This is a genomic window from Geodermatophilus sp. SYSU D00698 (genome assembly GCF_054050335.1).
On sequence record NZ_JBJGZD010000006.1, the window covers coordinates 218,689 to 237,161 of the forward strand.

The following is an 18,473-nucleotide window of genomic DNA, read 5'->3' on the forward strand; positions in this document are numbered from 1 at the left end:
CCGCCGTGGACGCGACGACGACGCTGGCCGGCGACCTCGGCTTCCCCGAGGGCCCGCGCTGGCACGACGGCCGGCTGTGGTTCTCCGACTTCCACGACCGGCGGGTGCGCACGCTCACCCCGGACGGCGTCCTGACGACGGTCCTCGACCTGGACGACGCGCCGTCGGGGCTGGGCTGGACGCCGGAGGGGACGCTGCTCGTCGTCGCGATGACCCGGCGGGCGCTGCTGGAGGTCGCCGGCGGGCGCCCGGTCGTGCGCGCCGACCTCACCGGCCTGACCCGCTCCCGCGCCAACGACCTGGTCGTCGACGCCGCCGGACGGGCCTACGTCAGCAGCTTCGGGTTCGACCTGGTCGGGGGCGCGCCGGTGGAGCCGACCGGGCTGGTGCGGGTGGACCCCGACGGCGCCGCGTCCGTCGTCGCCGAGGACCTGCGCTTCCCCAACGGCATGGCGCTCACCGGCGACGGCCGGACGCTGGTGGTCGCCGAGACGTACGGCGCCCGGCTCACCGCCTTCGACGTCGCGGACGACGGCTCGCTGTCCGGCCGCCGGGTGTTCGCGGAGACGCCGGGCCTGGCGCCCGACGGCATCTGCCTCGACGCCGAGGGGCACGTCTGGTTCGCCACCGCCCGCACCGCGGAGGTGCTGCGCGTGCGGGAGGGCGGCGAGGTGACCGGCCGGGTGCCCGTCGGGTCGGGCTCGCTGTCCTACGCCTGCACGCTCGGCGGCGACGACGGGCGGACGCTGTTCGTCTGCACCGCGCCCACCTGGACCGAGGGCGGCCCGCGCGCCGGCCGGGTGGAGGCCGCCCGGGTCGACGTGCCCCGCGCCGGGCGCCCCTAGCGGGAGCGCTCAGGCGGGGCGGGCCGGGAGCAGGTGCTCCTGGTGGTCCAGCTCCCGCTCCAGCGTGCGCAGCCCCTCGTCGGGCAGCCGGCCGAGGTCCCGCCAGCGCAGCAGCTCCTCGCGCTCGGCGTCGATGACCGCCCGGCGCACCCGCAGCGCCGCCTCGTACTCCGGCGACATCGGCACCTCGCCCTCGGCGTCCACGAGGACCTCCAGCCGCCGCTCGTACCGGGTCCGCCGGGTGCGCAGCGCGGCGCGGATCGACTCGATCGCGGCGTCGTCGAGGTGGTCGTGCTGCTCGGCCTGCAGCTCGTCGAGCCGGGCGAGCCCCGCGTCGACCGCGGCGACCCGCGCCTGGTTGCGCAGCCGGGCGGCGTCGGCGGCGTCGGCGCGCAGGCGCAGCCGGCGCACCAGGGGCGCGAAGGTCGCGCCCTGGCCGACGAGCGTGACCAGCACGGCGAGGAAGGCGCAGAACAGCAGCAGGTCGCGGTCGGGGAACGGGTCGCCGGCGTCGGTGGTCAGCGGGATGGTGAAGACGGCGGCGAGGCTGATGACGCCGCGGGTGCCGGCCCAGCTCAGCACGGCGATCTCCCGGCCGGACAGCTGCCGCGGCGGGGTCGTGGGGTCGTCGTCCTCGTCGGCGGCGGGCGCGCCGCTGAGCCGCATGTGCAGCGCCTGCGGCGCGTGCTCGGTGAGCCACAGCCACAGCGGCCGGACCAGCAGCACCGCGCCCACGGTGATCAGCGAGGCGACGACGACGGTCGAGGGCGCGTACTGGCCCAGGCCGCGGATGACGGCGGGCAGCTGCTGGCCGATGAGCAGGAAGACGACGCCCTCGAGCAGGAAGTCGACCAGCCTCCACACCGCGTCGGTCTGCAGCCGCGTGGCCCCCGACTGCCAGTACGGCGCGTTGTGCGCGATCACCAGCCCGGCGACGACGACGGCCAGCACGCCGGACACGTGCACCGACTCGGCCAGCAGGTAGGCGACGAACGGCGTCGCCAGGGAGATCGCGTTGGACGCCAGCGGGTCGCGGCGCAGCCGGCGCAGCGGCCGGACGCCGTGGGCGACGACCAGCCCGGCGGCGACGCCCCCGGCGGCGGCGAGCGCGAACTGGCCCAGCGCCGACCAGGTGGAGAAGCCGTCGCCCACCGCGGCCGCGACGGCGACGCTGAGCAGGGTCAGCGCGGTCGCGTCGTTGAGCAGCCCCTCGCCCTGGATGAGCGTGACCAGCCGCGGGGGCAGCCCGACCCGGCGGCCGACGGCGAGCGCGGCCACCGGGTCCGGCGGGGCGACGGCGGCGCCCAGGGCGATGCCGGCGGCGAGCGTCGCCCCGGGGACCCACAGCGCGAACCCGGCGCCGATGACCAGGGCGGTGACCAGGACGAGCAGCACCGACAGGCCGACGACGGTCCGCATGTTGGCGCGGATGGCGATCAGCGAGGAGTCCAGCGCGGCGCTGTAGAGCAGCGGCGGGAGCAGGACGGTGAGGACGATCTCGGGGTCGAGCGTGAGGTTCGGACCGGGCAGCAGCGCGTAGACCAGTCCGGTCACGGTGAGCAGCGCGGCCGCCGGGACGCCGGTGCGGCCGGCCAGCCAGCGGGCCGCCACGATCACCGCGATCGCGGCCAGGACGAGCAGGAGGACGGTCTCGGCGTGCACCGGGTCATCCTCGCCGAGCGCCGTCCCCGGCTCACCCCGACGCCCCGGGCGCCCGGGGTGGCGGGAACGGCCGTCCCCGCCACCCCGTCCTACGCGGCGACGGACTCCATGGCCTCGGCGGTCAGCGTGACCGAGCGCAGCCGGGCCTCGGTGCCGGGCGCCTGGTGGGCGACGATCAGCTCGTCGGCGTCGGCCAGCCGCGCGAACTCCGTGAGCCGCTCGCGGACCTCGGCCGGGGTGCCGGCGGCGGTGTGGGTGAGCATCGAGTCCACGTGCCGGCCCGCGCCCGAGGACAGCAGCAGCTCCGCGGCGTCGTCGTCGAGCTCGCGGCCCTGGCCGAACAGCCCGACGGCGAGCCGGCGGCGGGTGGCCCGCAGCATCTCCCGGGCCGCCTCGGTGGTGTCGGCGGCGATCGCGTTGACGCCGGCGATGACGTACGGGGCGTCGAGCTGCGCGGACGGGCGGAAGTCGCGCCGGTAGGCGGCCACCGCGGGCTCCAGCAGCTGCGGCGCGAAGTGCGAGGCGAAGGCGTAGGGCAGCCCGAGCGCGGCGGCCAGGCCGGCGCCGAACATCGACGAGCCCAGGACGTACAGCGGCACGTCCGACCCGCGGCCGGGGACGGCCTGCACGCCGGGCACCCGCGACTCGCCGGTCAGGTAGCCCTGCAGCTCGAGCACGTCCTGGGGGAAGCGCTCGGCGGAGGCGGGGTCGCGGCGCAGGGCGTAGGTCGTGTTCTGGTCCGAGCCGGGCGCGCGGCCCAGGCCGAGGTCGATGCGCCCGGGGTACATCGCCTCGAGCGTGCCGAACTGCTCGGCGATCGTGAGCGGCGAGTGGTTGGGCAGCATGACGCCGCCGGCGCCGAGCCGGATGGTGGAGGTGTGCGCGCCGACGTGGGCGATCAGCACGCTGGTGGCCGACGACGCGATCGTCGGCATGTTGTGGTGCTCGGCGTACCAGACCCGGCGGTAGCCGGCCTCCTCCGCCCGCTGCGCCAGTGCGACGCTCGCGGCGATGCTGCTGCCGTAGGTCTCCCCGGGGGCGACGGGGGCGAGGTCGAGCACGGACAGCGGGATGCGCATGGGACAGCTCCTGGGACGACGAGGTTCGTTGCCCGCTGCAACACCGGGCGGTCCCGGGGGCTTCCGCCGCGGCGGTAGTCGGACGCAAGTCACCGGCAACCGGGCCGGGCGACCGTGGCACCGTGACCGCGACCGCACCGCTGCCGTTCCCCGTCACGCCCCGCCGGCCCGGCGACCCGGAGGCCGACGTGACCCGCCTGGCGCTGGCGCACCGCGCGCTGTGCGGCGGCTGCCGGCTGCTGGCCGGCGTCGCCGCGGAGGCCGCCGCCGGTGCCGTGTGGCCGGTGGAGCGGCGGCGGGCGGTGGTCGCCTTCGGCCGGTGCGTGCTGCGGGAGGTGCGCGCGCACACCGCCCGGGAGGACGCCGTCCTGTGGCCGGTGGTGGCCGCCTCCGCCGGGACGCACGCCGCCGACCTCGAGCCGCTGGTCGAGGACCACGCCGTCCTGTGGGCGGTGCTCGGCCGGGCCGACGCGGCGCTGACCGCCTTCGCCGCCGCCGCCGCCGCCGGTCCCGGCGCCGCGGCGCCGCTGGCCGCCGTCCTCGCGGAGCTGGCGGACGCGCTGGACGAGCACGTCGAGGAGGAGGAGCGGGAGGTGTTCCCGGTGATCCGCCGGTGCGTGTCGGTGCGCGACCTGGCCCGCTACGAGGGCGTCTGCGCGCGCGGCTCGGGGCCCCGGTCCGCGGCGTTCGCGCTGCCGTGGGTCGCCGACGCCTGCCGCACCCCGGACGAGCGGGCCGGGCTGCTCGGCGCGACGTCGCTGCTGCTGCGGCTGCTGCTGCGTGCGGCCGAGCCGGGCTGGCGCCGCCGCCGCGACGTGGTCGCCGGCCGCTAGTCCAGCGCCGCGCGGGCCTCCGCGATCCACCCGGGGTGGCCGGTCCGCTCGGCGACGGCGATCGCGACCGCGCGGTGCGCCTCGGCCGCCTCCCGGTCGCCGCGCGCGGCGGCCAGCCGGGCGAGCAGCGTCGCCGTCGGGCCGAAGGCCAGCTGCGCGGTGTGCGTCCCGCACACCGTGTCGCGGTAGGGGAGCAGCTCCGCCTCGGCCTCCGCCATCCGCCCGCGGTCCCCGAGGGCCAGCCCCACGAGGCCCCGGCAGTACTGGAGGAACGGCGTGAACAGGTCCCGGACCGCCTGGAGCCGCGGCGGGCCCACGGACCGCGCCTCCTCCGCCCGCCCGGCCAGCACCAGGGCCAGGGCGCGGGTCTCGGTCGCCAGCTCGGGGGAGATCGGCGCCAGGGCGGCCATCTCCTCGGGGTCCACCGGCCGGGCGCCGGGGTCGGCGAGCCGCAGGGAGAGCTGGGTGGTCAGCCGGAGCGCCCGCGCCACCGCGGGGTAGTAGCCGGCGTCGAGCAGGGCCTGCTCGGCCACGTCGTACGCCGCCTGGGCCTCGGCGACCCGCCCCGCGACGGCGGCGCGCAGGCCGGCGTAGCAGCGGGCGATGCCGTGCAGCAGCGGCAGCCCGTAGGCCGCGGACAGGCGCTCGGCCTCCGCGGCGTGCCGGTCGGCGGCCTCGAGGTCGAGCACGGTGCAGGTCGACTGGAGCAGCACCAGCCGCGCCACCGCCTCGAAGAGGCCGAAGCCCTCCTGCTGGGCGAGGGTGAGCAGCTCGGTGCCCAGGGCCGTGGCCTCGCTGCGGTCCGGCCCGCGCGTGGCGTGGAACTGCCGGACCGTCAGCGCGTGGGCCAGCGCGAGCGGGTCCCCGGCGAGGCGGGCCTCGGCGAGCGCCCGGGCGGAGGCCTCGACCGCCTGCGGGTCGTTCCGCTCCTCGAGCTCGACGGCCAGCATCGCCAGCAGCCGGGCGCGCTGCGGGTCGCCGGGCGGCAGGGCGGCGACCACGCGCCGGGTGCGGGCCACGAACCGGTCGTCCACCGGGTCCACCCAGGAGTTCCAGAAGGTCGGGACGTCCGAGGACAGGAGCACCGCCGCGGTCAGCTCCGCCGGGGCGTCGTCGGGCAGGACCGCCAGCGCGCGGGTGCGCAGCGCGCGGGCGTCGCCGACGGCGCCGGCCAGCGCCGTGGCGTGCGCCTGCGCGGCGAGCAGCCGCGCCAGACCGACCGCGTCGCCCGGCTGCGCCGTCGTCGCCGCCTCGGCCGCCCGGCCCCACATGACCGCGGCGTCGGCGTACGCGAACCGCCGCTCGGCGAGCTCGGCGGCCGACTGCGCCCAGCGCGCGGCCACGGCGGCGGAGCCGGGTCCCGCCGCGGCGGCGTGGTGGGCGAGCGCGGTGACGTCGTCCGGGCGCAGCCGCTCGAGGACGGCGGTCACCCGGCCGTGCAGCCGCGTGCGGCGCAGCGAGGACAGGTCCTCGTAGAGGGTGTCGCGCACCAGCGCGTGCACGAACCGCAGCCGCCCCGGACCCGGCTCGACCAGCAGGCCGCTGACCAGCGCCGTCTCCAGCGCCTCGACCAGGGCCTCCTCGTCCTCGTCGGTGCCGCCGCCGGCCGGGACGGCGGCGGCGAGCAGCACCTCGGCGTCGACCTCGCGGCCCAGGACGGCGGCCAGCCGCAGCAGGGTGCCGGTGCGCGCGGGCAGGCCGGCCAGCCGGTGGCGGACGACGTCGCGGACCGTGCCGGGGACGGCGTCGACGTCGGCGCCGGAGTCGACCAGCCGGAGCAGCTCCCGGACGTAGAACGGGTTCCCGTCGGCGCGGACGGTGATCGCGGCGCGGGTGCGGCGGTCGACGGGGGTGAGCGCCCAGTCCTCGACCAGCTCGTCGACGGCGGTGGCGTCCAGGCCGCGCAACGCCAGGCCGACCGGGGAGCGGCGGGCGAGCGCGGCGAGCACGTCGGCCAGCCCGGCGCTCTCCTCCGGGCGGTGCCCGGCGACGACGAGCACCCGCGACCCGGCCAGGGCGGGCAGCAGGTCGAGCAGCAGCGCGGTGGTCTCGCGGTCGGCGCGGTGCAGGTCGTCGACGGTCACCAGCAGCGGCGTCCGCGCGGCGACGGCGGCCAGCCAGCCGGCGACGGCGCGGTGCAGCCGGAACCGGTTGCCGGTCGGGTCGCCGCCGGTCGCGGCCGGGGCGTCGTCGGTGAGCAGCGCGGCGAGGGGCGCTTGGTCGGCCGGTGGGGTGCGGCCGGCGAGCGCGCGCAGCGCCGCGGACCAGGGCCAGCCGGGCGGGGCGCCGTCGGTCTCGGGGCAGGCGACGGCGAGCGTCGCCCAGCCGCGGCGGGCGTACTCGGCGCGCAGGTGGTCGAGCACCGTGGTCTTGCCGCTGCCGGCCTCGCCGGCGAGCAGGGCGACCTCCACCTGGCCGCCGGCCGCCCGCTCGGCCGCGGCGGACAGCGCGGCCAGCTCGGCGTCGCGGCCGACCGGCCGGGGCGCGTCGGGCGCGGGGCCGGCCGGAGCCGGGGCGGGCCCGGGGGAGGGCGCCGGGCGGCCGACGGGCGGTGCCGGCGGGCGGGCCGGCAGGAGCGAGGGGGACTGGGCGAGGACGGCCTCCTCCAGCGCCTTCAGCTCCGGGCCGGGGTCGACGCCGAGCTCGTCGGCCAGCCGGGCGCGCACCTCGCGGAGCGCGGCCAGCGCCTCGCCCTGCCGCCCGGCGCGGTAGAGGCCCAGGGCCAGCAACCGCCAGCCCTCCTCGCGCAGCGGGTGCTCGGCGACGTGCGCGCGCAGCTGCGGGAGCGGGTCCCGGCCGCCGGGCGCGTCCAGGGCGACCGCGGCGCGCCGCTCGACGGCGGTCAGCCGCAGCTCGTCCAGGCGCGCGGCCTCGGGGGCGGCCCAGGGCTCGTCGCGGTACTCGGCGTAGGCGGGTCCGCGCCACAGGTCGATGGCGGCGCCGTACCGCGTGCGCGCCCCGGCGGGGTCGGTGGCGGCCAGCCGGTCGCCCTCGTCGAGCAGCCGCACCGCCTCGAGCACGTCCACGGCGTCGTCGGCCGGGCGCAGCGCGTAGCCCGGCGGCACGGTGACCAGCAGCCGCGCGGGAGTGCGCGGGGCGCGGCCGGGCTCCAGCACCCGTCGCAGGTGGCTGACGTGCGCCTGCAGCGTCCCCAGCGCGTCGGCGGGGGATGCGCTGTGCCACAGGTCGGCGACCAGCACCTCGGCGGGGACCACGTGCCCGCCCGCGACCAGCAGCCGGGCGACCACCGAGCGCTGGCGGCGGCCGCCGAGGTCGAGGGGCTCGCCGTCGCGCACGGCACCCACGTCGCCCAGCACCCGGAACCCGACGGTTCCGGCACCCCCGCTCCCCATAGCGGCGCGAGCATATGGCGACCGAGCCCGATCGCCGAGGAGTCGTGAGGAGTTCCACCGGAAGCGGTCACGGCCGGGTCACGTCGCGTGTCGTCCTGCCCCGGGGGTCGCCGACCAGCGGCTCGCAAGCCGCTGCCGACCGGGCGCCGCGATCGTCCCGGCATGACCTCGACCGCCCCCGCCCTGCCCTTCCCCGTCACCCCGCGCCGGCCCGGCGACCCCGAGCCCGAGCTGTTCGGCTTCTCCCTCGTGCACCGCGCGCTGCGGTCGGGCTGCCGGCTCCTGGCCGACGCGGCCACCGGCATCGCCGCCGGCGGGCCCTGCCCGCCCGGGCGGCAGCGCGCCGTCGTCCGCCACGCCGCGACGGTGCTGCACGAGGTGCACGTGCACCACTCCCGGGAGGACGACGTCCTGTGGCCGGTGATCGTCGCCTCGGCCGGGGACGCGGTCGACCTGGGCCCGCTGTCCGACGACCACACCGCGCTGCAGGGCGTGCTCGACCGGGCCCGGGCGGCGCTCGCCCGGTTCGCCCAGGACGGTCGCGCGCAGGCCGGGCCGCTGGCCGCCGTCCTCACCGAGCTCGCCGACGAGCTCGACGAGCACATCGAGGAGGAGGAGCGCCAGGTCTTCCCGGTGGTGCGGCGGTACGTCTCCGCCGGGGACTTCGCGCGGGTGGAGACCCGCTTCCGCGAGGGCACCGGCCTGCGGGACCTGGTCTCCGTCCTGCCGTGGGCCGTCGACGCCTGCCGGACGCCGGAGGAGCGGGCGCGGCTGTTCGCCGGTGCGCCCGCGCCGCTGCGGCTGCTGCTGACGGCGGTGCAGCGCCGCTGGACCGCCGCCGCGACCTCGTCGCCGGCGCCTGACCGGCCTCGGCCGGGGTCCCTCGACGGGACCCCGGCCGGCGGGTTCAGGCGCTGCGGGCGCGGCGGGGGCGGGTGGGCACGGCCTCGACCGGGGCGTCGGGGCCCTCGACGCCCAGCCGCCGCTCGAAGCCGGGCGGGACGACGAGGTCGTCGCGGGACAGGTCGGCGGCCGACCTCCGGGCCAGGCCGGTCAGCGCGGAGCCCAGGCCGTCACGCAGCAGGTCCAGGACGTTCTCCACCCCGGCCTGCCCGTTGGCGGCCAGGCCCCACAGGTAGGCGCGGCCGATCATGACCGCCTTGGCGCCCAGGGCCAGGGACTTGGCGACGTCGGAGCCGCGGCGGATGCCGCCGTCGAGCAGCACCTCGACCTGGTCGCCGACGGCCTCGGCGATCGCGGGCAGGGCGCGGATCGAGGCGGGGGTGCCGTCGAGGTTGTTGCCGCCGTGGTTGGAGACGGAGATCGCGGTGACGCCGGCGTCCACGGCGCGCCTGGCGTCGTCGACGCGCATGACGCCCTTGAGCATGAACGGCCGGTCGCTGCCCCACAGCTCGCGCAGCCAGGCGACGTCGTCCCAGGTCGGCATGGGGGACTGCATCCAGGCGCCGTAGGCGCCGAAGAACGTCGGCGCCGGCTCGGCGGGGTCGCCGACCATGTTGGGCACGGACAGGTCGGGCAGCCTGCGCGTCTTGGCGAAGGCCCACAGCCAGCGCGGCCTGAGCGCCACCTGCGGGGCGTAGCGGCGCACCGCCTCGAGGTCGATCCTCTCCGGGATGAACGGGGAGCCCCAGTCGCGGCCGTAGGAGAACGACCAGTCCAGGGTGGCGATCAGCCCGGCGGCGCCGGCGCGGCGGGCGCGCTCGACCTTGGCGGCCATGGTGTCGCGGTCGCCGACCCAGTACAGCTGGAAGAAGGTCTTCGGGTTGGCGGCGATGACCTCCTCCATCGGCTTGCTGGCCATCGAGGACAGGCCCATCGCCACGTTCCGGGCGGCGGCGGCGCGGGCGACGGCGACCTCGCCGTCGGGGTGCACCGCCTGCACGCCGGTCGGGCTGATCAGGACCGGCATCGACACGTCCTGGCCCATGACCGTGGTGGCGAGGTCCCGCTCGTTGGACAGGCCGGCGGTGTGCGGGGCGAAGCCCAGCTCGTCGAACGCGCGCAGGTTGTCGTCGGCGGTCAGGCCCTTCTCCGACCCGGCCACCAGCGCCCCGTACACGCCCTTGGGCAGCCGCCGCTCCGCCCGCCGCTGGGCCTCGGCCACGGTCTCGAACCAGGGGTTGGCCATCTCGTCTCCGTCCGGTCGGTCCCCGGGACCGACCCCCGGTGGCACTCAGTGCCACCCTAGCGGCGCGGATGTCGCGCAGACCACACCCCGGCACCGTCGCCCCCCGGGGACGGAGCAGCCCCGCGGCCGGGGGCCACGGGGCTGTCGTCAAGGTGCGCCGGCGGGCGGCGCGGGTGCCGCGGTCAGAAGCGGGCGGCCGCGGCGGTGATCTCGTGCGCCGACTCGAGGGTCGGGGCGGCGGCGAGGGCGCGCTGCAGCTCGCGCTCGTCGCGACGGCGGGCGCGGGTGCTGCGGGCGGAGGCCAGGGCGGTGCGCAGGCGGGTCATCTCGGTTCCTCCTCGGGGCGGGTGCCACCGGTCGATCCACGGCGGCGGCCACCTCCGGTCGTCACCGGCGGGCCCGTACAGGTGCGACGCCGATCCTGTGACCGCCGTCTCGACCTGCTGGGTCTGCATCTCCAACCATCCTCCCTAGCGCACGGTTCGTCAAGCGAACCCAGCGTGACCTACGCTGCACCCGTGACGGCCGACACACCTCCCGACGGGTACGACCGGGCGCGCTGCTCGGTCGCCGGCACCCTCGCCGTGGTGGGGGAGAAGTGGAGCCTGCTCGTGCTGCGCGAGGCGTTCCTCGGCGTGCGCCGGTTCGCCGACTTGCAGCGCGCGCTGGGGGCGCCGAAGGCGGTGCTCACCGACCGGCTCAACTCGCTGGTCGCCCAGGACCTGCTCACCCGCGTCCCGTACCAGGAGGAGGGCGCGCGGCAGCGGCACGAGTACCGGCTCACCGAGCGCGGCCGCGACCTCTACCCGGCGCTGGTGGCGCTGATGCAGTGGGGCGACCGGTGGCTCGCGGCGGACGGCGTCCCGCCGCTGGCGCTGACCCACCGGGACTGCGGCGCGCCGGTGGCGCTCGGGCTGCGCTGCGCCGCGGGCCACGGGATCGGCGGCCCGCGCGAGGTGACCGCGACCCCGGTGCGCCGTGATCGGGCCGGTGAGACGGCCGACACACCCGCGGGCTAGCGTCGGCGGCGCCCGCGCTGCCGCTGCGACCCCGGGAGGCCGCCCTGCCCACCACCGTGATCCCCGGTGCCGCGAGCGCCCCGGAGCTGTCCGCCCACCTCGCCGTGCCGCCGGTGGGGGAGGGGCCCTGGCCCGGCGTCGTGGTCGTGCACGAGGTCTTCGGCCTCACCGACGACGTCCGCCGGCACGCCGACCGGCTGGCCGCCGCCGGCTACCTCGCCGTCGCCCCCGACCTGTTCACCGCCGGCGGCGCGGTGCGCTGCCTGCGCTCGACGTTCCGGTCGCTGAGCCGGGGCGAGGGCCCGGCCTTCGGCGACCTCGAGGCGGCCCGCCGCCTCCTCGCCGACCGCGACGACTGCACCGGCCGGATCGGGGTCCTCGGGTTCTGCATGGGCGGGAAGTTCGCCCTGTTCGGCGCCACCCGCGGCTTCGACGTCGCCGCGCCCAACTACGGCCCCCTGCCGAAGGACGCCGAGCAGCTGCTCGTGGGGGCCTGCCCGGTGGTGGCCAGCTTCGGCGGCCGCGACCTCGTGCTGCGCGGCGCGGCCGGCCGGCTGGGCCGGGTGCTCACCGACCTGGGCGTCGAGCACGACGTGAAGGAGTACCCGGACGCCGGGCACTCGTTCCTCAACCGGCACGACCTCGGGCCGTTCACGGCGCTGGAGAAGGTGCTCGGCGTCGGCTACCACGGCCCCTCGGCCGAGGACGCCTGGGCGCGCATCCTGCGCTTCCTGGACCGGCACCTGCGGGCCGCGGCGTGAGCGGGGGGAGCGGCCCGCTGACCGGGCTGCGGGTCGTCGAGCTCGGCGGCATCGGGCCCGGCCCGCACGCCGCGATGGTGCTGGCCGACCTCGGAGCCGACGTCGTCCGGGTGGAGCGGCCCTCCGGCGGCCTGTCGCTCGGGGGCGCCGCCCCCGACGTCGTCATGCGCGGCCGGCGCTCGCTCGGCGTCGACGTCAAGGCGCCCGAGGGGCGCGACCTGGTGCTCGGCCTGGCGGGGCACGCCGACGTGTTCCTCGACGTCTTCCGGCCCGGCGTCGCCGAGCGGCTGGGGCTCGGCCCCGACGTGTGCCTCGAGCGCAACCCCGGGCTGGTCTACGCGCGGATGACCGGCTGGGGCCAGGACGGGCCGTGGGCCGACCGGGTGGGCCACGACGTCAACTACCTCGGGCTGACCGGCACGCTCGCCGCGCTCGGCCGGCCCGGGCAGGTGCCGCGGCCGCCGCTGAACCTCGTCGCCGACTACGGCGGCGGCTCCATGCTGGTGCTGGTCGGCATCCTCGCCGCGCTGCACGAGCGGTCCCGTTCGGGCCGCGGCCAGGTGGTCGACGCCGCGATGGTCGACGGCGTCGCGCTGATCTCCCAGATGCTGTGGTCGATGCGCGGCACGGGGCTGTGGTCGGACCGGCCGGGCACCAACGTCCTCGACGGCGGCGCGCCCTACTACGACGTCTACGCCTGCGCCGACGGCCGGTTCGTCGCCGTCGGCGCGCTGGAGCCGCAGTTCTACGCGGCGCTGCTGGAGGGGCTCGGGCTGGCCGGCGACGACCTGCCCGCGCAGACCGACCCGCGCGGCTGGCCCCGCCTCCGCGAGCTGTTCACCGCCGCGTTCGCCGCGCACCCGCGGGAGCACTGGGAGCGCGTCTTCGACGGCACCGACGCCTGCGTCACCCCGGTGCTCACCACGGACGAGGCGGCCGCGCACCCGCACCTGGCCGCCCGCGGCACGCTCGTCGAGGTCGACGGCGTGCGGCAGGCCGCCCCCGCGCCGCGCTTCTCGCGCACCCCGGCCGGCCCCGCCGCGCCGGTGAGCCCCGGCCCGGCCGACGCCGCCGCCGTCCTGGAGGAGTGGTCGCGCCCCCGGTGACGGGAGCGCACGAGCCGCGGTGCGCCGCGGAGGAGGAGGGACCGTGACCGAACCCGTGCTCGTGGAGCGCCGCGGCGCCGTCCAGGTCGTCACGATCAACCGGCCCGAGGCGAGGAACGCGCTCGACGGCGCGGTGGCCCGCGGCGTCGCCGCGGCCGTCGACGAGCTGGACGCCGACGGCGACCTGCGCGCCGGCGTGCTCACCGGCGCCGGCGGGACGTTCTCCGCCGGCATGGACCTCAAGGCGTTCCTGCGCGGCGAGCGGCCGGCGATCGAGGGCCGCGGGCTGTGCGGGATCACCCAGACGCCGCCGCGCAAGCCGCTGGTCGCGGCCGTCGAGGGGTGGGCGCTGGCCGGCGGGTTCGAGCTGGTGCTCGCCTGCGACCTCGTCGTCGCCGGGGCCTCGGCGCGCTTCGGCGTGCCCGAGGTGACCCGCTCGCTGGTGGCCGCCGCCGGCGCCGCGCTGTTCCTCCCGCGGCGCATCCCGCAGGCGGTGGCGATGGAGATGCTGCTGACCGGGCAGCCGATCGACGCCGAGCGCGCGGCCGCGGTCGGGCTGGTCAACCGGGTGGTCGCCGAGGGCGGGGCGCTGGAGGCCGCCGTCGAGCTGGCCGGCGTCATCGCCGCCAACGGCCCGCTCGCGGTCGCCGCCACCAAGGAGATCGCCCGCGGCACCGCCGACTGGACCGCCGAGGAGGGCTGGGCGAGGCAGCAGGAGCTGATCGAGCCGGTGTTCTCCTCCGAGGACGCCCGCGAGGGCGCGACAGCGTTCGCCGAGCGCCGCACGCCGGTCTGGCGCGGCCGCTAGCCGACCGGGCCGGTCGAGGTCCGCACCACCAGGTCGGCGGGCAGGGTGCGCGGCGGCGGGGCGGGCCGGCCGGCGAGCAGGTCCAGCAGGGCCTGCCCGGCCGCCCGCCCCTTCTCCCGGGTCGGCTGGCGCACGGTGGTCAGGCCGAGACCGGCCGCCGTCGTCGCGTCGTCGAAGCCGGCGACGGACAGGTCCTCCGGCACGCGCAGCCCCCGGCGGTCCGCCGCGCGCAGGGCGCCCTCGGCCAGCCGGTCGCTCAGGCACAGCAGCGCCGTCGGCCGCGGGTCGGTGGTGAGGACGGCGTCGGCACCGGCCTCCCCGACCTCCGGCGTGCTGTCCCCGCCGTGGAACACCGGGACGGCGGCCCAGTCCAGCCCGGCCCGCTCCGCCGCGTCGCGGTAGCCCGCCAGCCGGTCGCGGGTGACGGCGTAGGTGGCCGCCTCCTGGGTGGCGAGGTCGACCAGCCCGGGGGCGATCGGGTCACCGTGCATGCCGAACGAGACGACGGCGAGCCGGCGGTGCCCGAGGTCGAGCAGGTGCTGGGCGACGGCGGCCGCGGCGGCGCGGTCGTCGACGCCCACCCACGGCGTCGCCGGGGCCCCGAGGGCGGCCAGCCGGTCGGGGCGGGGCTGGTCGACGACGGCCAGCGGCAGCCCGCGGGCGATCGCCGCCGCCAGCAGCGGGTCCTCGTCGCCGACCGAGGAGACGACCAGCCCGTCGACGACGGCGTCGGTCACGGCGGCCAGGCGCCGGGCGGGGTCGGTCGAGCCCGGGACCAGCAGCAGGCCCGACCCGGCGGGCTCGGCGGCCTCGGTGACCCCGGCCAGCAGCGCGACCGCCACCGGGTCGTCGAAGGCGTAGGACAGCCCGTTGTCGTAGGCGACGCCGACGGCGCCCACCCGGCCGCGGCGCAGGCCCGCGGCCAGCGGGTTGGGTCCCGGGTAGCCGAGCCGGCGGGCGGCGGCCAGCACGCGCTCGCGCAGCGCCGTGGAGAGCTGGTCGGGCCGGGAGAAGGCGTTGGACACCGTCTTGGCCGAGACCCCGACCTCGGCGGCCACGTCCCGCAGGGTCACCGGGCGGGCGCGGTCGGCGGGCACGCGGCCATTCTGCGGGGGCTCCCCGCCCGAGGTCCGCCGTCCGGCGGTCAGCCCGGCGTCTCGGCGCGGCCGGACGTGGCGGGCGGGCGGTCGAAGTCGTCCTGCAGCCCGCTGAGCTGCAGGATGCGCTCCACGACGGGCGACGCCGCGCGCAGCACCGGTCGCCGGCCCACGGCGTGGGACGCCTCCACGCACCGGGCCAGGACGCTGAGGGCGGTCGAGCTGATGAAGGACACCCCGGCGGCGTCGATGACGTCGACCAGCAGCGGGGCCCGGCCCTGGCGCTGCTTGAACCGCGTGCCGACCGCGGTGTCCAGCTCCCCGCGCAGGCACAGCACCCGGCTGCCGCCCTCCTCCCGGACCGTGATGGATCCGGGGAGCGGCCGGACGTCCTCGGGGTGGGCAGTCATCTCAGCCTCCTCGCCCGCCGACGCGTCGAGAGGGAGGGTGCCGCCGGACCGCTGACTCGGCCCGGCCCGTGCGGACGACGGTACGCGTCCGGGGGCACCGTCCCGGCCACCACCCGGGCCCGCGGAGGATGGGGAGGACGGGGGCCTCCGGCGGTGTGGGCAGGAGGGTCCTCCGGCTAGTTGATGCAGCCGGTGTCGGCGGCGGTGCGCGGCTCCTCGGTCGGTGCGGCCGGATCGCCGGTGTCCGCGGGCGGGGTGGTCGCCTGGCCGATGCCGGTGAAGTCCGAGCCCAGGATCAGCTGGACGGTGCCGGAGGTGGCGTCGTCGGCGACCTCGGGAACCGCTCCCGGGACCTGCGCGGCGAGGGTGGCGGCCAGCGCCTCGTCGCCGGCGGCGTGCCGGATCGTCGTCTGCTCGTGGTCGTTGCTGTCGGCGTTGCCGGTGCTGACCACCGGGAAGCCCGCGGCCTCCAGGTCGGCCGTGGCCTCCGCGGCGATCCCGGAGACGCCGGAGCCGTTGTAGACCGCGACCGGGACCTCCGACGGGTCGACCGTCGCCGGTGGCGCCGGGGCCTCCGACGCGGGCGCCTCGGGCTCGGCGGACAGGCCCGCGAAGAACGCCCGCAGCGTGTCCTCGTCGGCCAGCTCCACGATCGAGGACCCCTCCTCGTTCTTGGCGTTCGGGTCGGCGACGGGGATCGTCCGGAACTCGATGTCCCCGGCCGTCACCGACTGCAGCTGCTGGGCGAGGTCGAGCAGGTCGAGGTCCTCGTCGATGGTCAGCGACTCCGACGCCGCCCGGATCAGCTCCCGCTGCTTGCCGAGGTCCAGCAGCACGTCCTGGGAGAGGATCTTGCGGAGCACCCCGCCGATGAAGACCTGCTGGCGGACGATCCGGTCCAGGTCGCCGCGGGGGAGGGCGAGGGAGCCGTCCGGGCGGACGCCGTGGCGCTGGCGGACGAACCGCAGCGCGTCGGCGCCGGAGATCGTCTGCTTCCCGGCGGGGAACACCGCGCCGGAGTACTGCGAGTCGTCGACGGCGTGGCAGAGGTTGACCTCGACGCCGCCGACGACGCTGGTGAGCTCGAAGAAGCCGAGGAGGTCGACCTCGGCGTAGTGGTCGATCCGCAGCCCCGACAGCTGGTTGATCGTCCGGATCAGCAGCTGTGCGCCGGCGGCCTGCTTCTCGCTCTCGGGAGCGGCGTCGTCGACCTCCGCGGCGCCGTAGGCGTAGGCGGCGTTGAGCTTGCCCGTCCCGTGGCCGGGGATCTCCACCCAGGAGTCGCGCGGGAAGGAGACGAACGAGGCGCCCGACCCGTCGGCGGGGACGTGCACCAGGATCATCGTGTCGGTGTTCGTGCCGGAGTCGACCCCGGCGTCGAGCTCGGCGAGCTGCTCGGGCGTGAGGTCGGCGCGGCTGTCGTTGCCGACCAGCAGCAGGTTCATCGCCTCGGGCACGCCACCGGACTCGGCGTTGCCGTCGGCCGGGATCGCGTCGGTGCGGCTGACCGTCGCGTCGGCCAGCCGGCCCAGGTACCAGCCCCACCCGCTGCCGGCCAGCACCACCACCGACACGACGGCGGCGACGACGCGGGCTGCGACGGCGCCCCGGGAGGAGCGCCGGCGCGTCGTCGGGGTCCCGCGGACGCCGCCGGCCCGGCCGGCACCGGCGCCGCGGTCGCGCGGCGGTCGGCCGGCGCGCGGGTCCAGCCGCGGGGGGATCGGCCGGCCCGGGGGGCCGCCGTGCGCGGGACGGTCTCGGCTCACGCGGCGCAGGTTAGGGGCGCGCGGCGCTCCTGTGGGGTCCGCGGCACCGGGCGGTCCCGCTTCCTCCGGGACGACGCGGCGCCACCTCGGGCTTCATCGATGAAGAAGCGGGTACCCGTCCCGGCATGGCAGGTCCGGCAGCGGTCCCGACCCTGTGCGCGGTGCAGTTCGTCGACGTCCTCGGCACCACGCTGGTGGTCGCGGCGCTGCCCACGGTGCTGGCCGACCTCGGCGCACCGCCGTCGGCGGCCGCGCCGGTGGTGACCGTCTACGCCGTCCTGTTCGGGGCGCTGCTCATGCCGGCCGCGCGCCTGGGTGACCGGTTCGGTCACGGGCGGGTCCTGGGGGCCGGGCTGGCCGGCTTCGGCGCGGCGTCGCTGCTGGCCGCGGTCGCGCCGTCGGCCGGGGTGCTGGTGGTGGCGCGCGGCGCCCTGGGGGCCGCGGCCGCCCTCTCCGTGCCGACCGCGCTGCGCCTGCTGACCGCCGCGACCGAGGAGGGCGGCGCGCGGCGGCGGGCGCTGGCCGCCTGGAGCGCGACCGGCGCGGCCGCCGGCGCGAGCGGGCTCGTGCTCGGCGGCGTGCTCACCGACCTGGCCGGCTGGCGCGTGCTGTTCTGGGTGCAGGTGCCGCTGGCCGCGCTGCTCCTGGCGGCGGTGCGCCGCGCGGCGCCGCCGACCCCGCGGCGGACGCGGGGGACGCTCGACCTGGCCGGCGCCGGGGTGCTCACGGCCGCGGTGGCGGCGGTCGTGGCCGGCGCGTCGCTGGTCGAGGACGGCGCGCACCGGACCGCCGGCGTCGCGCTGCTGCTCGCCGGGCCCGCCGCCGCCGCGTGCCTGCCCGCGGTCGAGCGGCGCTCCCCGGACCCGCTGCTGCCGCGCGCCGCCGTGGGGCACCCCCGCCTGCGCCGCGGCGTGCTCGCCTCGGCGGCCAACACGGCGACCACCAGCTCGTCGGTCACGGTCGCGACGCTGCACCTGCAGGACGCCGGCGGCCTCGGCGCGACCGCCGCGGGACTGGCGCTGGTGCCGTTCAGCCTGTGCGTCGTCGCCGGGGCGGGCCTGGCCGCGCGGGTGCTGCGGCGGACCTCGGCGCGGGTCACCGCCGCGGCGGGGCTCGCAGTCATCGCCGCCGGTGACACGGCGCTGCTCGGCGCGGGCCTGAGCACGTGGGTGGTGTCGGCCGCGGTCGCCGTCGCGGGGCTGGGCATCGGGCTGTCCTCGGTGGCCGCGACGTCGCTGGGGACCGACGTCGGCCCGGAGCTGCAGGGGACGGCGGCCGGAGCGGTCAACACCGCCGCGCAGCTCGGCACCGCCCTCGGCGTGGCCGCCGTCCTGCTCGTCGTCCGGGCCTCCGGGGGGACGGGCCTGCCGCTGGCCGGCAGCGGGCTGGGTTGGGTCACCGCGGCGCTGCTCGCGGCCCTCGCGGCGGGACTCCTGGCCCGGGGGGGGGGGGGGGGGGGGGGGGGGGGGGGGGGGGGGGGGGGGGGGGGGGGGGGGGGGGCGGCGCGGGGGGGGGGGGGGGGGGGGGGGGGGGGGGGGGGGGGGGGGGGGGGGGGGGGGGGGGGGGGGGGGCGGGCGGGCGCGGG

General features: G+C 78.4%; 15 protein-coding genes and 1 pseudogene. 8 read left to right on the forward strand and 8 right to left on the reverse strand.

What is annotated here, in order from left to right; all coding sequences use genetic code 11:
• The first annotated feature begins 5 nt into the window (after window positions 1-5).
• On the forward strand, window positions 6-845 hold the full coding sequence (locus ACI8AB_RS08205; RefSeq protein WP_456949706.1) for an SMP-30/gluconolactonase/LRE family protein: 840 nt from the start codon (window positions 6-8) through the stop codon (window positions 843-845).
• A gap of 9 nt (window positions 846-854) precedes the next feature.
• Here ACI8AB_RS08205 and ACI8AB_RS08210 read toward each other — a convergent pair whose 3' ends face one another.
• Both ACI8AB_RS08210 and ACI8AB_RS08215 read right to left on the reverse strand, forming a co-directional pair.
• Complete coding sequence (locus ACI8AB_RS08210) at window positions 855-2,507, reverse strand: Na+/H+ antiporter (RefSeq protein WP_456949707.1); 1,653 nt, start codon at window positions 2,505-2,507, stop codon at window positions 855-857.
• An 89-nt stretch (window positions 2,508-2,596) separates the two neighbouring features.
• Window positions 2,597-3,586 carry an LLM class flavin-dependent oxidoreductase gene (locus ACI8AB_RS08215; protein ID WP_387993813.1) on the reverse strand — a complete coding sequence of 330 codons (990 nt, stop codon included), beginning with the start codon at window positions 3,584-3,586 and terminating at the stop codon, window positions 2,597-2,599.
• Window positions 3,587-3,708: 122 nt separating this feature from the next.
• On the opposite strand from ACI8AB_RS08215, the gene ACI8AB_RS08220 reads away from it, so the two are divergent.
• On the forward strand, window positions 3,709-4,419 hold the full coding sequence (locus tag ACI8AB_RS08220) for a hemerythrin domain-containing protein (RefSeq protein WP_456949708.1): 711 nt from the start codon (window positions 3,709-3,711) through the stop codon (window positions 4,417-4,419).
• Here ACI8AB_RS08220 and ACI8AB_RS08225 read toward each other — a convergent pair.
• Window positions 4,416-7,736: a BTAD domain-containing putative transcriptional regulator gene (locus ACI8AB_RS08225; protein WP_456949709.1), complete on the reverse strand. Its 3,321-nt coding sequence runs from the start codon at window positions 7,734-7,736 to the stop codon at window positions 4,416-4,418. The two genes, ACI8AB_RS08220 and ACI8AB_RS08225, sit on opposite strands and share 4 nt — an antisense overlap.
• Window positions 7,737-7,934: 198 nt before the next feature.
• On the opposite strand from ACI8AB_RS08225, the pseudogene ACI8AB_RS08230 reads away from it, so the two are divergent.
• Window positions 7,935-8,348 (forward strand): annotated as a pseudogene (locus tag ACI8AB_RS08230) (hemerythrin domain-containing protein); the annotation flags it as partial.
• 331 nt (window positions 8,349-8,679) lie between these two features.
• On the opposite strand, the gene mftD reads toward ACI8AB_RS08230, so the two are convergent.
• Both mftD and ACI8AB_RS08240 read right to left on the reverse strand, forming a co-directional pair.
• Window positions 8,680-9,921: a pre-mycofactocin synthase MftD gene (gene mftD, locus ACI8AB_RS08235; RefSeq protein WP_456949710.1), complete on the reverse strand. Its 1,242-nt coding sequence runs from the start codon at window positions 9,919-9,921 to the stop codon at window positions 8,680-8,682.
• A gap of 182 nt (window positions 9,922-10,103) precedes the next feature.
• Complete coding sequence (locus ACI8AB_RS08240; RefSeq protein WP_387993827.1) at window positions 10,104-10,247, reverse strand: hypothetical protein; 144 nt, start codon at window positions 10,245-10,247, stop codon at window positions 10,104-10,106.
• Between the two features lie 192 nt (window positions 10,248-10,439).
• On the opposite strand from ACI8AB_RS08240, the gene ACI8AB_RS08245 reads away from it, so the two are divergent.
• From ACI8AB_RS08245 to ACI8AB_RS08260, 4 genes are read left to right on the forward strand one after another with little or no spacing between them, the layout of a single operon-like run.
• Window positions 10,440-10,940, forward strand: coding sequence for a winged helix-turn-helix transcriptional regulator (locus ACI8AB_RS08245; protein ID WP_387993830.1), 501 nt, complete (start codon window positions 10,440-10,442; stop codon window positions 10,938-10,940).
• Between the two features lie 56 nt (window positions 10,941-10,996).
• Window positions 10,997-11,701: a dienelactone hydrolase family protein gene (locus ACI8AB_RS08250; RefSeq protein ID WP_456949711.1), complete on the forward strand. Its 705-nt coding sequence runs from the start codon at window positions 10,997-10,999 to the stop codon at window positions 11,699-11,701.
• On the forward strand, window positions 11,698-12,807 hold the full coding sequence (locus ACI8AB_RS08255; protein WP_456949712.1) for a CaiB/BaiF CoA transferase family protein: 1,110 nt from the start codon (window positions 11,698-11,700) through the stop codon (window positions 12,805-12,807). Before ACI8AB_RS08250 ends, ACI8AB_RS08255 begins: the two co-directional genes overlap by 4 nt.
• A 43-nt stretch (window positions 12,808-12,850) precedes the next feature.
• Window positions 12,851-13,615, forward strand: coding sequence for a crotonase/enoyl-CoA hydratase family protein (locus tag ACI8AB_RS08260; RefSeq protein WP_456949713.1), 765 nt, complete (start codon window positions 12,851-12,853; stop codon window positions 13,613-13,615).
• Here ACI8AB_RS08260 and ACI8AB_RS08265 read toward each other — a convergent pair.
• From ACI8AB_RS08265 to ACI8AB_RS08275, 3 genes are all read right to left on the reverse strand, one after another.
• Window positions 13,612-14,712 carry a LacI family DNA-binding transcriptional regulator gene (locus tag ACI8AB_RS08265; RefSeq protein ID WP_456949714.1) on the reverse strand — a complete coding sequence of 367 codons (1,101 nt, stop codon included), beginning with the start codon at window positions 14,710-14,712 and terminating at the stop codon, window positions 13,612-13,614. The two genes, ACI8AB_RS08260 and ACI8AB_RS08265, sit on opposite strands and share 4 nt — an antisense overlap.
• A gap of 47 nt (window positions 14,713-14,759) precedes the next feature.
• The gene (locus tag ACI8AB_RS08270) at window positions 14,760-15,122 is read right to left on the reverse strand and encodes an STAS domain-containing protein (protein ID WP_387993844.1); all 363 of its coding nucleotides are present in this window, start codon (window positions 15,120-15,122) and stop codon (window positions 14,760-14,762) included.
• A gap of 176 nt (window positions 15,123-15,298) precedes the next feature.
• Entirely contained in the window at window positions 15,299-16,888 is a 1,590-nt protein-coding gene (locus ACI8AB_RS08275; RefSeq protein WP_456949715.1) for an LCP family protein, read from the reverse strand.
• A 125-nt stretch (window positions 16,889-17,013) separates the two neighbouring features.
• Here ACI8AB_RS08275 and ACI8AB_RS08280 point away from each other — a divergent pair.
• Window positions 17,014-18,473: MFS transporter (locus ACI8AB_RS08280; protein ID WP_456949716.1), on the forward strand; the 1,460-nt coding region annotated here is incomplete at its 3' end.

Bases quoted from the DNA above. Each gene is read 5' to 3' on its own strand.
- ACI8AB_RS08215 (WP_387993813.1), bottom strand. From the start codon at position 3,586: ATGCGCATCCCGCTGTCCGTGCTCGACCTCGCCCCCGTCGCCCCCGGG.
- mftD (WP_456949710.1), bottom strand. From the start codon at position 9,921: ATGGCCAACCCCTGGTTCGAGACCGTGGCCGAGGCCCAGCGGCGGGCG.
- ACI8AB_RS08240 (WP_387993827.1), bottom strand. From the start codon at position 10,247: ATGACCCGCCTGCGCACCGCCCTGGCCTCCGCCCGCAGCACCCGCGCC.
- ACI8AB_RS08270 (WP_387993844.1), bottom strand. From the start codon at position 15,122: ATGACTGCCCACCCCGAGGACGTCCGGCCGCTCCCCGGATCCATCACG.